We start from the raw sequence: 14016 nt of genomic DNA, 5'->3' as shown, positions 1-14016 counted from the left end.
GTGCCGACCGGGAAGGTCCGCTACGACAACCTTAGGGCCGCCGTCGCCCAGGTGCTGGGCCTCTCACGCCGCCGGGTGGAAGCCGAACGCTGGACTGCCTTCCGCTCGCACTATGTCCATGTTCCCGTGGGTTCCCACCGCACCCCGACTGCGCCAGCGAGCCCGGTGGATGCTTAATCTGGGGCTTTGGTCTCCTGGACACGATCGGGTGATTGCTGCTCGTTTCTCAGAAATCCTGAAGTCTCCACAGCTGTCATGGCGGAGTCGCGGGATAGCTGAAGGGGAGGAACGGGATGGCACTGGCCGTCGTGCGCGATCTGCGGCCGGGGCTTCGGCTGGAGACTTCGGAGGAGGTCACGGCCTTCGAGCAGGATCTGCTGGCTGAGTTCGTCCTCGCCCGGGCCTCTGCTGGAGTCCTTGACGACACCATCCGCGGTGACGTTGGCCCCATTCTTGGCCTGCGCGAATGGTTCGGCCGGCCTCTGTGGGAGATGGAGGCCCACGACCTCGACCGGTACTTCGGGAGGCACCGTCGCAACTCAGCCTCGGGCACCAAAGTCCGCCAGGCCGCGGCCTTCGCCGTGTTCTTCGAGTTCCTTGAACTACGGCATAAGGCCGCCATCCACGCGGCCACCGGCTTCGTCGTCGAATCCCCGCTGGACGAAATGAACTGACCCCGCGGCGGCACCTCCGCGAGGCTGCGGATCCCGCCGCCAGAAGCCGACGTCACAACGCTCTTCAGCGGCTGGCGGTACGACATGGAAGAGGCGCGCAAGTACGCTCCGGCCGCCCGGAACTACACCGCCTCGCGGCTGGCCAGCCTCATCGGTCCAAGGATCTCGGAACTGTGCCTGCTGCGAATCGGCGACGTTCGCTGGGACCTGGGGCGGTTCGGGAAGGTCCTCCTCAAGGGCAAGGGCAAGGGCAGCCAAGGCCGTGGCAAGAAAGAACGGCTCGTCCCGCTCATCAACGGCTCCCGTGACCTGCTGGAATGGTGGGTGACGGGGCCGCGCTGGGAGTTCGACGACAAGGTCAACGACCCCCTTGCCCCGCTGTTTCCCTCGGAACGCAGATACGGCGACGGTTCCGGCAGGGCCGTGACCGACGATGCTCTGAGGACCGGGCTCTCCGAGGCGGTCGCCCGGCATCTTCCTCACCAGGCCGGCCAGCTCACGCCGCATGTGCTGCGACACTTCGCCGCTTCCGACCTCTACCGCAACGGCATGGACGTCGTTGCCATCCAAGAGATCCTCGGACATGAATGGCTCAACACGACCATGATCTACGTGCACGTCGAGAAGTCCCACGTCGAAGACGCCTGGATCCGAGCGGGGCAACGTGCCACGGCACGATTCGGAGGAACACGCCGATGAAGTGGAACCTGCGGATGGTCGCCGCACAGCGCGACATCTGGAAGGCGTCCGAGCTCCAACAGATGCTGGCAGACGCCGGATTGGTGATCTCGGCTGGCAAGATGTCCCACCTGTGGTCCGGACGGCCGCTGACCGTCCGCCTAGCCGACCTCGACATCATCTGTGAGGTGCTGGACTGCACGACCTCCGACCTTCTCGTCCCGGAGAAGGCCAGTGTCCGGCAGGAGACCACGACCCTGGCGGCGGAGAAGCAGGTCGTCGGCGGCAGCCCGATCATGCACCAGCGCCGACCGGGTCGCTCTGGGCCGCCGCTATGAGCACGCCCGTCCGGCGATCACGTCCCTGGGCCACCCGCAGCTGCCGGGACTGCTTTGGATGGGGCTGGATCGATCGCCCCCGCTGCAAAGCATGCTGGGGCTTCACCTCGAAAGCCAACAGCAGCTACTGCGACGTCTGCACACGCGAGGTCGCCGCGATGGACGGGATCTGCCGCCTCTGCCGTCGCCAGGCCAGCCTGATCGCCGGACCGGACAACAAGACCCGCGTCGACCTGACAGTAGCCGCTCGCACAGGACACCAGCTCTTCGTCATCGGCACCCTGCGACCGCGCGGCGGCCCCCAGCCGCAGCGTGTGCCGAGAGCCACGGGCACCGCGGCCGCATTGTGTTCCGGCACGCTGGACGGAACTGTTGCTGTTCGAGACGCCACGCGAGCTTCGCGGCGTCAGCAGCAAGGCCCCACCGCTCGATCCTCAGCTGTCCGCAACCTTGAGTGCCCGGGCCGCCCGAATCGCGGAACTGCGTGGCTGGCCGCCCCGCACTCTCGGCTCAGTACGACGGGGCATCCGGATTCTCTGCGCGGTTCACCGGCCCGGGGAACGAATCCGGGCCTCGACCATCACCCAGCTCACCCACACGGCAGTTCCGGCCAACCACGTCTTGGAGGTGTTCGAGGAACTCGAGATCCTCCTCGACGATCGGCCCGACGCTCTCGACGTCTGGTGCGAAGAACAACTGTCGTTCCTTTCCTCAGATGTCCGCACTGAGCTGGACGTCTGGATTGACATCCTGAGACACGGGACCTCACGCCGCAGGCCCCGTGCCCGTGCCCGTGCAACGGTCATCACGAAGCTGAGGAACGTGCTGCCGTTCCTGACCGAGTACGCCGGAAAGTACACAACCCTGCGGCAGGCCACCCGCGACGACATCACCAACTGGCTCGACAACCGGACCTATCGCGCATACGACGCCAGTGCCCTGCGTTCGCTGTTCAGCACGCTCAAGGCCGAGCGGCTGATCTTCTCCAACCCGATGCGAGGCATCGAGGGAGGCAAGGTGGCGATCAAGATCCCCTCATCACTCGCTGCGGACGAGGTGGAGTCCGTCGCACTCGCCGCACTGCAGGATCCGGCCCTTCGAGTGGCCGTGGCCCTGTCTGGCATCCACGCGCTGCCCGCCCGCCAGATTCGCTCAATGCTGGTCGAGCACGTGGACCTGCCGGGACGGCGACTCGACCCCGAGGGCTTGAATCGTCCCCTTGACGACTACACCGCCGAGGCGATCACCGAGTATTTCGTCTATCGCCACCGGCAATGGCCCAACAGCACCAACCCCCATCTGCTGATCACCAGGAACACCGCCACCACCGCGACGGCTGTGAGCACGTTCTGGATGGACAAGTTGGTCAAGAGATTGCCCGTGGGCATCGACCAACTGAGGCAGGACCGCATCCTCGAAGAGGCCCTTGCCAACGGCGCAGACCCCCTCCACCTCGCACACGTCTTCTCCCTCGGGGCCAAGGCCAGCCTCCGCTACACCAGCGCAGTGGCCGAATCGGAAGCGGAGCAGGAACCGAACACCCGCTGATCTTGAGTTCTACTCCGCAGGGAGCCGTCGCTGGCCCTCCGGGGTGAAGGTGAAGGTCTGGCGGAAGGGCCCTGTTCCGAAGCGCACTGCAAGCAGGAGGGTTTCCTCGTGCTCAGGGGGCCATGATTGCTCGGCTCTCGGAGCACTGCCGTTCCAGAGATCGAAGGACACCATCGGATCCTCCGGGTTCTCCGTCAGGTAGCCGAGGGTCTTGCCGTAGTAGGGGTTGTTGCCGCCGAACAGCATGGACGGGGTACCGAACTCGTCGACGACGTCCGACCACACACGGTCCTCACCCGCCCACTGGCGGACCGAACCCTGCAGGACTGCGTATTCCTCAGGGTCCAGTACACGGTCAGGCTTGAGCCAGCCACGGTGGTGCGCGAACTCGCCATACACCGAGGCAATGACGTACTCGTGACATCGGTCCGGGATCAGGTCACGGAACATGCCCGCGAGGCCGGTGCTGGACCCGGCGCCGCGATCGTTCCAAATGCGCCGCTGGTCGACCAATGCCTCGGGCTGGCACTCGACGAACAGCAAGTGATCCATCAGCATGCGGAAGGCCAGCTCCTTCCCATACATTCCGGGACGGCGCAAGGCCAGGTTCAACTCATCGACGAGATACGCACGTATCTCGTCGGAGGCTGCAAGCGATCTGGAAGTAGGCACACCACAGTTTCGCGCAAAGTGCGCCGTATCGCGATCATGGACCGGCCATTCTCCACCTGTGCCGGCTCCAGGCCCTTCGCCCACTCTCATTCACTGTGGCAACCCGCCCCTTCAAGGCGGCAGAACCGCCTTCGAGCCCCTGAGTTTGCGCTACGGAGCCTTCAGATTTCCTGAACCCACGGAAGATCGGCCTGGAAGCCTTCTAATGCCAGCCCGGCATCCGCGGCGCCCACGAGAAGGGCGGAGTCGAGGGCCAGATCGGCTGGTTCCGCCGCAACCACCTGGTCCCCGTCCCCGAAGTCGACACGCTCGCCGAGCTCAACGCGATGATCGACCGGTGGGACCAGGAGGACGACGCCCGCCGCATCCGCTCCCGTCCCCGCACCATCGGCGAGTACTTCGCCTCCGAGCAGCCGCTGCTGGTGCCCCTGCCGGAGGAGCCGTGCTTCTCGGAATCCCTCCCTGAGCAGCCCTCCACCGTGCACCAGGAGCTGTCACCGTCGGCGCGGAGGGTGTTGCCGTGGTCCGGGCAGACGCCCCAGGGCACTCCGCACAGGCTTTCGGTTCCAGGAACGACATGGACGCGGGCGAAGCTGCCTGAGATCCTCTCCAGCGCCTCCCAGGCCCGGCGGATGTCCCCGGCCGCCTCCTCCAACTGGTAGGCGACATCGTGCGTCTCCGGAGCGGACCACAGCTGCAGGTAGGTGTCCTGTACCCGCCCCTGCACGGTGTGCAGTTCGCGCATCACCTCGTGGAGCTCGGCGGCGGTGGGTGCCTGTGCCTGCTGCTTGTCGGTCATGAAGCTGGATCCTCCTGGGTGCGCGGTGTCCACCGAGTCTCCCAACCACCACCGACAACCGGGGTCCTGCCCCCGTCCTCGGCGCCTGTGGTCACGACAGCGAGAGGTGGTCAGTCACGGCGAGGGGCGGAGTCGTCCGACTCCGGGTCGTCGTCGCCCAGTTCCGGTTCCAGGCCCTCCGCCATCTCGGTCCGGCCGAGGCCCGCGTCGGCGCGCCATGCCTCGAAGGACCAGCCGGTCACCGCCACCACGGCGAGCCCGAGCGTCCAGCCGCCGACCACATCACTGAACCAGTGGACGCCCAGCGCGATGCGGGTGAAGCCGACACCCAGTACGGAGAAGGCCGCGACGGCCCAGCACAGGGGGCGGAGGCCGGGGCGCACCAGGGGCAGGAGAACGAGCAGCAGGATCGCGAACGAGGTCGTGGCCGTCATCGCGTGGCCGGAGGGGAAGGAGAAGCCGGGGGCGTTCGCCACCGGGTCCGGCAGGTCCGGCCTCGCCCGCTCGACGACCATCTTGACGAGCAGCCCCGTCAGCCCTCCCGCCACGGCGGTGAAGGCCGCCCACGTGGCCAGGCGCCAGGCACGCCGGTGCACCAGCCACAGGGTGAGCACCGCGACCGCCGCGCGCAGGGTCACCGGGTCCCACACCACGTCGGAGAAGAAGCGCAGGGTGCCGGTCCACGCCGGATGGTCGAGGGCGGTCCGGTTCAGCCACCTGGCCGCGCCCGCGTCGAGGCGCCGCAGCGGACCCCAGCCGCTCTCCACGAGGACGAACAGGAGGCCGAAGAGGACGGCTGCGACCGCGGCGACGGCCGCGGAACCGAACAGCCGGATCCCGAATCTGCGGTCGGCGTCCCGGCGGATCCGTCGTCGGGCCGGGGCAGCGGGTCGGGCAGTCATTCAGGCTCCTGGATCGGGTTTTACGGGACCGGGCCGCTTGGCCCGCACCGCCTCCAGCTGGGCGGCGAAGGAGAGGCCGAGGAAGAGCGCGATGGAGGTGAGGTAGGCCCAGAGCAGCAGGGACATGAAGGCCGTGAGCGGGCCGTACACGGTGTCGAACGAGCCGCTGACCTCGAGGTAGAGGCTGAGCAGCCAGGTCAGCGTGGTCCAGAGCACCAGGTACACGGCGGCACCGAAGGCCAGCCAGGTGTAGCCCGGTTGCCGGCGCCTCGGCGAACGGCGGAAGATCGCGCTCGCCGAAATGACCACGAGGACCACCCCGGCGGGCCAGCGCAGCAGTTCGCATGCGGACCGGGCGCCGGCACCGAGGTCGTACACCTCGACGACGGCCGGCACCAGGTCGCCTCCGGCGACCATGGTGACGAAACCGATGCCGAGCGGGATTCCGGCGGTCAACGACATCACCAGCCCCCGCAGGTACTTCAGATGGAAGACCCGGTCCCGCTCGACCCCGTATATGCGGTTGGCACCGCGCTCTATCTGGCACATCGCCGTCGTGGTGTTGGTCAGGGAGAAGACCAGTCCGAACCACAGGGCGAGCTGGGCCCCCTCGTCGGCCGTCCGCCGACTGCGGTCCAGCGCTTCGTCGACCACCGCGGCGCTCGGCCCCGCCGTGATCCGGTGGATCGTCAGTTCCGCCACCCTGCCCAGGTTTTCCGTGTGCAGGGCCGTCGACAGCCCGACGAAGGCGATGACCAGCGGCACCACGGCCAGCACGGTCTGCAGGGCGAGCGCCCTGGAGTGGCTGAAGCCGTCGGCGTACCGGAAGCGGACGAAGGAGTCGCGCAGCAGCGGCCATCGGCCGTAGCGCCGCAGGGCGGCCAGCGCCTCGTCGCCGGAGAGTTCGCTGCCGACCATGTCACGGGTCTGCGGGACCCGGGTTGCGGTGCCCATCTCACTCCCCCCGCTCAGGCATGAGCACGGTCAGCGCGCCGGGCCGGACCTGCGCGGTGACGCGCCTGCCCGGGGCCACGGGGTCGCCGTCCAGCTCGCGTGGCTGCGGTGCCTCGAAGCGGATGTCCGCGTGACGGAAGGTGAAGTACTCCACGGGCGACCGGCCTGTGTGGCCGATCTCCCTCTCCGGCCTGCGGCGTACCAGCGAGACGACGGCGCCCACCCAGCCCATCGGTCCGCGCGGGTCGAGGATCATGAGGTCGAGCACGCCGTCGTCGGGCCGGGCCGCCGGGACCAGCGCGGCGCCGCCCTGCACCTTGCCGGTGTTGGCGACGAGCACCATGCGGGCGGTGCGGTGCAGGGGCCGCGCCCCGTCGAGGCCGACCGTCAGGCGCATCCGGGGCGCGCGCAGTTCCCGCAGGCCCGCCACCACATAGGCGGGCCAGCCGAGCACGGCCTTGGCGCGGTCGCTGGTGCTCTCCAGCATCGCGGCGTCGAGCCCGGCCCCGGACATCACCGTGAAGTGCGCGGGCGCCATGCCGTCGCCCTCGATCCGCCCGAGGTCGATGCGGTGCGGAGCGCCGCGCAGGGCGACGGCCAGCGCCTCCGCCGGTTTCACCGGGAGCCCCAGGTTGCGGGCGAGGAGGTTGCCCGTGCCGCAGGGCACCACCGCGAGCGGTATGCCCGTACCGGCCAGCGCCTCCGCCGCTGCCCGGACCGTCCCGTCGCCGCCGCAGACCACGACGAGTGACGCACCGTCCCGTACCGCGCGCGCCGTCTGTCCCTCCCCCGTGTCGTCGGCTGTGGTCGGTACGAAGTCCGCCCCGTGGTGGCCGTGGTCCTCGAGAACCCGTCGCAGGTCGGCACAGGCCGCCTCGTCGGTGACGGTGGGATTGAAGACCACCGTTGTGCGGCCGTGAGCCTGCTCCGTCGACGCCCTGGGGGCCGGTGCCTTACGGGCCGCCGCGTCGGCAGGCGCGGGGGCGGGCACGTGCGGTCCGGTCAGCAGGGCGCGGCCGACGATGAACAGGGACAGTCCGCCGTTGAGCAGGCCGCCCGCGATGTCCGTCGGATGGTGCATGCCCCGGTACGCCCTGGCGATCCCCACCAGCAAGGGCACGAGGAGCAGCAGTACCGCCACGACTCTGCGCCACGGCCCCTTCGTCCGGTGCAGGACCAGGATCGCGATGCCGGCGTACAGGGCTGTCGCCGCGCCGGTGTGTCCGGAGGTGTAACTGGAGGTGGGGGGCGAGGCGTCGAGCCGTTCGACGTCCGGCCGGGTGCGGTCCACGGCTTCGGTGATGACCAGGAAGACCAGGGACTGGAGCGAGACGGCGACCGCCAGGAAGAGCGCGTCCCGCCACCTGGGAAGCCGCGGGACCACGAGGAGGACGAGGCAGGCCAGGAGGGTGCCCGCGATGACCGTGGCCGTGTTGCCCGCCTCGGAGACGACGAGGGACACGGTGTCGAGCGCGCCGGTACGGGCACGCTCCAGCGCGTCGGTGACCCCGTCCTCGGTCGTCAGTGGCCATACGCGGGCCGCGGGTCCGGTGATCAGGAGTCCGAAACCCACCATCAGGGCCGCCTGGCAGACCGCCGCCGAAGCGATGATTCCCGCGGCCCGGCCCATGCCCCCGGCGGTCTCCGGGGCAGGGTGCGAGCGCTCCGCATCCGCCCGGGAAGGCCGGGACGGCCGGGAAAGCCGGGACGACTGGCCCGGAACGTACTCGCCGACAGGGGGCGGCGTGGCGGACACGTGCCCACCGGGAAGGGCGGTGCGTCTTTCCGGTGTGTCGGTCGGCATGGCGTTCCCGTCGTCTCGGTGGCCCTCGGGCTGTGGGTGGAACCGGGGCTCACCCGGCGTTTCGCCGTGTTCCCCCTCCTCGCTCCTCCAGACCTCCCGACGGGGACCGTTATCCGCCCGCGGGCGCAATGCGGGATCCCGGCTCACCTCGACCGATGGCTGACGCGTCCCGCCCATGGCGCCTTGCGACGGCGCCGTTACCGCTGTATCCGGACGCGCAGAGCCTGGACGGACCAGTCCAGCACCGGAGCCAGACTCTCCGGGGCCGGCCAGCCGTTGACCGCGGCAAGCAGCTGGAGGTACCGCTCCCTGCGGGGGTCGTTCACGCTCTCCAGCCGAGCCGCCGGCCTGCGGCGAAGCTCGACGTCGTCGGGGCGGGCCAGGAGGTGCGCGTAGTGCGCCGTGAACGCCGCGACGATCGGATCGGCCTGGGGCGAGGCCGGGTCGATACCGGCGGCCAGGGCCGGGCCGGCCTGGTCACGGACGGCGGCGGCGATGTCGCGGTGTGGGCCCGTCGTCCCGCTTCGGACCTGCTCAGCCGCCTGGTACTCGGCCATCCGTCGCAACAGAGCCCGGAATTCCGGGTCCAGGGTGGCTTTGTTGGCGAGTTGCGGGTTCAAGGTCCCGTTACTCACCCTTGAAGGGGAAGCCCCTGACCTGTGGAAACGCAGGTCAGGGGCTTCTTCGTGTTCCGGGCTGGCCAAACCACGGCCAAACGCGGCCGGACTTTCGACCTAACGTGCGCCCCATGGCAACGATCAGGAAGCGGGTCCGCAAGGACGGAACGGCGAGTTACCAGGTCCGCTGGCTCCAGGGAGGGCGCGGCGGTACCTGGGAAGCCGAAAGGTTCGAGGACGTGGAGCAGGCCGACGCGTTCAAGAAGCTCGTCGACGCCCACAAGCAGCAGTGGCCCTACGGGTGGGTCCCCGGCCAGGGCTTCGTCGAGCCCGAGCAGGACCCTGACGACGTGCTCCTGACCGACTGGGCCCGGCGCTACGTCGACCGGCTCACCGGTATCGACCCGCGGACCCGGGACGACTACCGGCGCGAGGTGGACCGGCACATCTCCCTCATGGTGCACACCAGCCGATCGGGACTGGTGATGCCGGCCACGGTCTGGAACATCACCGCTGACGACGTCCAGGACTGGGTTCGGCTTCAGGAAGCAGGCCAGCCGGACGCGAAGGCAGGGCGGTGGGTCCGTCGACCGGCCTCGCCGAAGTCCACAGCCAATCGACACGGCCTGCTGTGGTGCATCGTGCAAGCGGCGATCGATGCCGATCCCCCGCTGCGCACCAAGAACTGCTGCGCGAACACCCGCCTTCCGCGTGTGGACGACGGGACGTCCGAGGAGATGGTCTTCCTGGAGCAGGAGGAGTACCAACTCCTCCGCAAGCACCTCACCGACCCTGCGGCGCGAGACCTCGCCGACTGGTTGATCGGTACAGGCATGCGTTGGGGCGAGGCTACGGCCCTCCAGGTACAAGATCTTCGACTTGGCGGCCCCGTACCGACAGCCAACGTCCAGAGGGCCTGGAAGAGGTCCCCCAGGGGCGCGCAGAGCTCCTTCTTCCTCGGGCCCCCCGAGACGAAGAAGGCGCGCCGTTTGGTCGCTCTTGCCCCGACGCAGGTGGACCTCGCGCAGAAGCTGACGCATGGAATGCCATCGGAGGCCTTCGTCTTCCGCACGCCGACGGGCAAAGCATGGAGGCATGCCAACTTCTACAACCGGAAATGGATACCCGCCGTCGCTGCCGCGATGGAGACCGGCCTCCCCCGCTAACCTCGGATTCACGACCTACGGCACACCCATGTTGCCTGGCTGGTGGCCGCGAACATCCCTCTGCCGGCCATCCAGGCCCGGCTGGGCCACGAGTCGATCCAGACGACGATCGACCGCTACGGGCACCTGGTCAGGGCACTCGACTCGGACATCAGTGCCGCCGTGCAGGCGGCCATGGGAGGCCAGCCGCCGTCTGATCGCGGCCTGCGGTTGGTCAGCGCTTGAGCGACACCTGGTAGCCCTTCAAGGACCTACGCATTACGAGACCGCGAGCGATCATGCTGTGTGGTGCCTGCTCGTGCTACAGAGTGGCGTTTTGCCTGATCAGAGCATGTGCGACTGGTTGCACTGTGCTCCCACGTACTACGTCGTCCAAAGGCGTCCGGCCACCGGCTGGCCACCGGAGGGGGCGCCGATGACGGCAACAAGAGGTGGCACACGGATTGTGGGACTTCCACAGTGGCTTCTGCGGCCAACGTTTCCTGAGCGAGCCAGGCGGTCCGGACGCCGCGCCAAAACCTGACTGCAGCTGCCTACGGGGCTGTCAGACGAGTTCGATGGTCAGCTCGAAGTCGTCGCCGCCGTGCCAACCGGAGGAGAGCACCTTGCTGGGGGCTGTGGTGCTCGACCAGCTGTAGAAGTGCTCCCAGGACACTGTGTCGCCGTGCCAGTGGTTGTAGTCGGTTCTTGCGTACGCCTGGACGCCCTTGCCGTCGGTCACGGTGTCCCAGAGCTGGAAGTCACCCTTGATCTGCGCCTTTCCGCCCACCGTCTGCTTGCACTCCCGGTACTTGGCGCGCCCTCCGGTGATGGTGATCGTCTTCCAGCCGGAACACGTGGCCGCAGCGGCCTCGACTGCCCGCTGCTCGGAAGGTACGGCGACGGCCGGGGCGGCGGCGAGGCCGCCCGACAGAGCTAGTCCGGCGAGAGTCAGGGCCATTCGCTGTCGTGACATCAAGAGTGTCCTTTCAGTGGCACAGCGAACCGGCCCCGATCGGAGACCTCTCAGTCGCTGAGACACCCCTACCGTGCCCGATCAAGGGCCCCTTGGGGAACGGCTGACAGCGAAGATCACCCCATCGGTGATCGTGATTCATTCCCTTTCAGCGGTACCGCGCGAGGGTGAGCACTGCCTTGGCGATTGACGTCATTCGATTCGGGCTCATGCGTGACCTGCGGAAGATCCGCCAGGACTTCAGCTGTGCCATCCCGCGCTCGCCAGGTGCGCGAGCCGCGGCGAGAGCGCGGTTGCCGGTACGTTGGGTCGGGGTGAGTTCGCCGCCGGGTGGCCGCTTGAGTCCGACGGTCACCCCAGAACCCGGGGGTCGTAGGTGTGCAGCAGTACCCGCTGCTTGGCCGGTTCCCACGCCAAGGTGTACACGGCGTGGCCGCAGCGCACCGCTGAAGTCCCCCCGCGGGCTGGACAGCGGGGGGAACTTCACTCCTACGATTCCTCTTGGTGTTGCTCACCGCCTTCTCTGTCAGGCGGCCGACTGGAGTTCGGGGGGGCGTGTTCGTGATCGTGGCCTGGGCCGTGGTGCAGATGGCGGTAAGGGCTGAGATTGCGCTGCAGAGAACCGCGCTCAGGAAGCGATTCGCTGAGCCGAGTTCCCCCGCCTGTACCAAGCCTCTGAGCCCTCCGCCGAAGGCGTCCACTGAACTGCCGGCCCCTGCGCTGCCCTTTCCCCGTAGGGCACCACCGCGGCTGATTGCTCCTACAGCCCGGCTCTGGAATCGTCCATGGACACGGTCCACAGCGGCCTATGGCCCCGCTCGTCGAGCTCGCGTTGACAGTCGACGGTGATGGGGCCGTAGTAGTTGACCACCGGGCTGCGGGGCCGGAGAGCTAGGCTCCAGCACCTCGGTCTCCACCTCGCGGTCGGCGCCGCGCAGTTCGCCGAGGGCAACCCCTTGCCGCTGACCTGAGGCCGACCCGGTGACGACCTGCCGCTGACCAGGTAGGCACCCCGCCGACGCATAGCGTGAACAGGTGGCCCGGCGCAACCTTGTGATGCCGTTGCCCGCGCACAATCATGAGCCCATGCCAACTCGCGCCGGACAGATCGACGTTGCATCGGTTCTGCAGGAGGTGAAGATGGTCCGCCTGGAAGGGCTGGTGCGGCTCCGCGGGCTCGACGTGCCCCTGCTGCGCCGGGCCGCCGCGTCGGTACCCGGTGCCGTGACCGACGCCTGGCCCGTCGAGGTCGAGAACCTGCTGCGCGCAGCCGTCTCTCGGCTCGGCGGCGGCGACCTCCAGGAGGCGGCCGAGCGCACGCTCGGGCTGGCCCCGGGCATGCGCGACCGCGCGGCCGCCGACCGGCGCCGCCTCGCCGCCGAGGTGTACCGCCTCAGCGTGGAGCGCTTCCGCAAGAGCCAGGAGGAGATGGTCCTCGGTCAGATCTCCGAGCAGGTGTGCTGGATCGCCGGCACCGGGAACAGGAGCATTGCGGCGGTCGGTGCTGCCATGCTGCCCCCTCACCTTCAGCACCGCACCCTGCACATGGCCCGGTCCGGGAGACCCATGACGGTGACCCTGCACATCCATCCCGTCGAACTCGTGCGGGACGTAGACGTGATCGTCTCCCCGAGTAATACGCACCTGGGGCTCCCGGAGATGTACAAGGCGTCTGTATCGGCGTCGCTGCGCCGTGCGGGGGCGGTGCGCGACGCCGCGGGCGACGTGATCGCGGACCCCGTCCACGAGGACCTGGCCGACTGGCGCATGAAACACGGCGTACTGCACCGCCCCGCTCTGCCCGGGACCGTTGCACCCACCGGACCAGGTGCCCTGGCGGCACAGGGCGTCCGCCGCATTTACCACGCGGCGGTCGCCATCCCGAGGCCGGGCACCAACGACTACGAGGTCACCCCGCAGGACGTCGCCGCCGCAGCCGCCCGCGCACTCGCCTTGATGTGGCAGGAACGCGACGCCCACACACCGCCGCTGCGGTCAATCTGCTTCCCCCTCCTCGGCGCGGGACGCGGTGGGCTGCCGCCGGAGACCAGCGTCAGCGCCCTGTGGACGGCGCTGGCCGCGGATGCTGAACCGGACCGTGAACTGCATCTGATCGTCCGCAGACCACTGATGGCGGACCTGGTGACGGACATACTCGGGGGCGGTCGGCCCGCCCAGGCTGCTCAGGCCGGACCTCGCGAACAGAAAGGACATGGGTGCGGATGAACCCGTTCATGATGCTCGCCGCTGTTGCGGCCGACTGGACCCGGCTCGGGCAGCTACTCGACCCCGGCGCACACCTCGCGCTGCGCGCACTGCTGGCCGACGTACGCACGCGGCTGCGGACGTATAACGAGGGCAACCCGGGCGCCCGGGCCGCGGCGGACCGCAACGCAGCGGACCGGGCGGTGCGGGCCGTACTCGACGCGCTTCCGGCCGGCGAGGCAGTCCGGCTCCGCGGCGACGGCGTCACGGAACGGTTCGCGGGTACCTCTCCGTCCGCCGTCCACGAGGGCTACGGAGCCATGGACCTGTGCATGCTTGTGATCGACGGTAACCCGATGGTCGGCCCGCTCCTCGGTCCAGTGCGTGCACGACTGCTGCAGGAACCGGCGTTGATCCCACGCGAGACAGGACTCCCGGACCCCAGGTTGATCTCTCTGACCCGCGAGAACGGCGAGAAGCAGTTCCCTGCTTTCCAGTTCGAGGCCGGGACCATGCCGTGGGCGGTCGTCCTGGAGGTGGCGGACGTGCTGCGCGCCGATAGAGACCCCTGGGGCGTGGCCGACTGGTGGCTCTCCGCGAACGCGTGGACAGGCACCGCGCCCGCCAGCCTTCTCGGGCAGGGCCGGGACCCGGAACTCCTGGGCGCGGCACGCGCGCTCACCGACACGGACGGGGAGTGGTAG

General features: G+C 68.8%; 13 protein-coding genes and 3 pseudogenes. 9 read left to right on the top strand and 7 right to left on the bottom strand.

Annotated features, from left to right (window positions below):
- Positions 1-293 precede the first annotated feature (293 nt).
- The 4 genes from ACFWSK_RS32750 (at position 294) to ACFWSK_RS32735 (ending at position 3238) form a co-directional block, all read left to right on the top strand.
- Positions 294-674, top strand: coding sequence for a hypothetical protein (locus ACFWSK_RS32750; RefSeq protein ID WP_383794269.1), 381 nt, complete (start codon positions 294-296; stop codon positions 672-674).
- A gap of 84 nt (positions 675-758) precedes the next feature.
- Entirely contained in the window at positions 759-1373 is a 615-nt protein-coding gene (locus ACFWSK_RS32745; protein WP_383794265.1) for a tyrosine-type recombinase/integrase, read from the top strand.
- A complete protein-coding gene (locus ACFWSK_RS32740; RefSeq protein ID WP_383794262.1) occupies positions 1370-1690 on the top strand; it encodes a helix-turn-helix domain-containing protein in 321 nt (106 codons plus the stop codon). Before ACFWSK_RS32745 ends, ACFWSK_RS32740 begins: the two co-directional genes overlap by 4 nt.
- A 372-nt stretch (positions 1691-2062) precedes the next feature.
- On the top strand, positions 2063-3238 hold the full coding sequence (locus tag ACFWSK_RS32735; protein WP_383794260.1) for a hypothetical protein: 1176 nt from the start codon (positions 2063-2065) through the stop codon (positions 3236-3238).
- A gap of 9 nt (positions 3239-3247) precedes the next feature.
- Here the strand turns inward: ACFWSK_RS32735 and ACFWSK_RS32730 are convergent, their stop codons facing one another.
- The gene (locus tag ACFWSK_RS32730) at positions 3248-3850 is read right to left on the bottom strand and encodes a hypothetical protein (protein WP_383794257.1); all 603 of its coding nucleotides are present in this window, start codon (positions 3848-3850) and stop codon (positions 3248-3250) included.
- A 266-nt stretch (positions 3851-4116) separates the two neighbouring features.
- Between ACFWSK_RS32730 and ACFWSK_RS32725 the strand changes: the two are divergent.
- Positions 4117-4344: pseudogene (locus tag ACFWSK_RS32725) on the top strand (IS21 family transposase); the annotation flags it as partial.
- 475 nt (positions 4345-4819) lie between these two features.
- Here ACFWSK_RS32725 and ACFWSK_RS32720 read toward each other — a convergent pair.
- From ACFWSK_RS32720 to ACFWSK_RS32705, 4 genes and pseudogenes are all read right to left on the bottom strand, one after another.
- Positions 4820-5611: a phosphatase PAP2 family protein gene (locus ACFWSK_RS32720; RefSeq protein WP_383794253.1), complete on the bottom strand. Its 792-nt coding sequence runs from the start codon at positions 5609-5611 to the stop codon at positions 4820-4822.
- Entirely contained in the window at positions 5612-6565 is a 954-nt protein-coding gene (locus ACFWSK_RS32715; RefSeq protein WP_383794251.1) for a YihY/virulence factor BrkB family protein, read from the bottom strand.
- A 1-nt stretch (position 6566) separates the two neighbouring features.
- A complete protein-coding gene (locus ACFWSK_RS32710; protein ID WP_383794248.1) occupies positions 6567-8195 on the bottom strand; it encodes a diacylglycerol kinase family protein in 1629 nt (542 codons plus the stop codon).
- Between the two features lie 371 nt (positions 8196-8566).
- Positions 8567-8962: pseudogene (locus tag ACFWSK_RS32705) on the bottom strand (MerR family transcriptional regulator); the annotation flags it as partial.
- 155 nt (positions 8963-9117) lie between these two features.
- Between ACFWSK_RS32705 and ACFWSK_RS32700 the strand changes: the two are divergent.
- Together ACFWSK_RS32700 and ACFWSK_RS32695 are read left to right on the top strand one after the other, a co-directional pair.
- A complete protein-coding gene (locus ACFWSK_RS32700) occupies positions 9118-10152 on the top strand; it encodes a site-specific integrase (protein WP_383794245.1) in 1035 nt (344 codons plus the stop codon).
- Positions 10153-10158: 6 nt separating this feature from the next.
- Positions 10159-10377, top strand: coding sequence for a tyrosine-type recombinase/integrase (locus ACFWSK_RS32695; protein ID WP_383794271.1), 219 nt, complete (start codon positions 10159-10161; stop codon positions 10375-10377).
- A gap of 319 nt (positions 10378-10696) precedes the next feature.
- Here the strand turns inward: ACFWSK_RS32695 and ACFWSK_RS32690 are convergent, their stop codons facing one another.
- Both ACFWSK_RS32690 and ACFWSK_RS32685 read right to left on the bottom strand, forming a co-directional pair.
- Positions 10697-11107 (bottom strand): hypothetical protein, encoded by a 411-nt coding sequence (locus tag ACFWSK_RS32690; protein ID WP_383794242.1) that lies wholly within the window; start codon positions 11105-11107, stop codon positions 10697-10699.
- Between the two features lie 148 nt (positions 11108-11255).
- A pseudogene (locus ACFWSK_RS32685) lies at positions 11256-11471 on the bottom strand (transposase family protein); the annotation flags it as partial.
- Positions 11472-12193: 722 nt separating this feature from the next.
- Here ACFWSK_RS32685 and ACFWSK_RS32680 point away from each other — a divergent pair.
- The gene (locus ACFWSK_RS32680) at positions 12194-13333 is read left to right on the top strand and encodes a hypothetical protein (protein ID WP_383794239.1); all 1140 of its coding nucleotides are present in this window, start codon (positions 12194-12196) and stop codon (positions 13331-13333) included.
- A complete protein-coding gene (locus tag ACFWSK_RS32675; RefSeq protein WP_383794236.1) occupies positions 13330-14016 on the top strand; it encodes a hypothetical protein in 687 nt (228 codons plus the stop codon). The genes ACFWSK_RS32680 and ACFWSK_RS32675 overlap by 4 nt, the downstream gene beginning before the upstream one ends.

Source organism: Streptomyces sp. NPDC058620 (assembly GCF_042717135.1).
GTDB lineage: Bacteria > Actinomycetota > Actinomycetes > Streptomycetales > Streptomycetaceae > Streptomyces.
Note: the sequence above shows the minus strand (reverse complement) of the source record. Positions and strands in the feature narration are given on the sequence as shown.

Bases quoted from the DNA above. Each gene is read 5' to 3' on its own strand.
- ACFWSK_RS32750 (WP_383794269.1), top strand. From the start codon at position 294: ATGGCACTGGCCGTCGTGCGCGATCTGCGGCCGGGGCTTCGGCTGGAG.
- ACFWSK_RS32745 (WP_383794265.1), top strand. From the start codon at position 759: ATGGAAGAGGCGCGCAAGTACGCTCCGGCCGCCCGGAACTACACCGCC.
- ACFWSK_RS32740 (WP_383794262.1), top strand. From the start codon at position 1,370: ATGAAGTGGAACCTGCGGATGGTCGCCGCACAGCGCGACATCTGGAAG.
- ACFWSK_RS32720 (WP_383794253.1), bottom strand. From the start codon at position 5,611: ATGACTGCCCGACCCGCTGCCCCGGCCCGACGACGGATCCGCCGGGAC.
- ACFWSK_RS32715 (WP_383794251.1), bottom strand. From the start codon at position 6,565: ATGGGCACCGCAACCCGGGTCCCGCAGACCCGTGACATGGTCGGCAGC.
- ACFWSK_RS32710 (WP_383794248.1), bottom strand. From the start codon at position 8,195: ATGGGCCGGGCCGCGGGAATCATCGCTTCGGCGGCGGTCTGCCAGGCG.
- ACFWSK_RS32700 (WP_383794245.1), top strand. From the start codon at position 9,118: ATGGCAACGATCAGGAAGCGGGTCCGCAAGGACGGAACGGCGAGTTAC.
- ACFWSK_RS32690 (WP_383794242.1), bottom strand. From the start codon at position 11,107: ATGTCACGACAGCGAATGGCCCTGACTCTCGCCGGACTAGCTCTGTCG.
- ACFWSK_RS32680 (WP_383794239.1), top strand. From the start codon at position 12,194: ATGCCAACTCGCGCCGGACAGATCGACGTTGCATCGGTTCTGCAGGAG.
- ACFWSK_RS32675 (WP_383794236.1), top strand. From the start codon at position 13,330: ATGAACCCGTTCATGATGCTCGCCGCTGTTGCGGCCGACTGGACCCGG.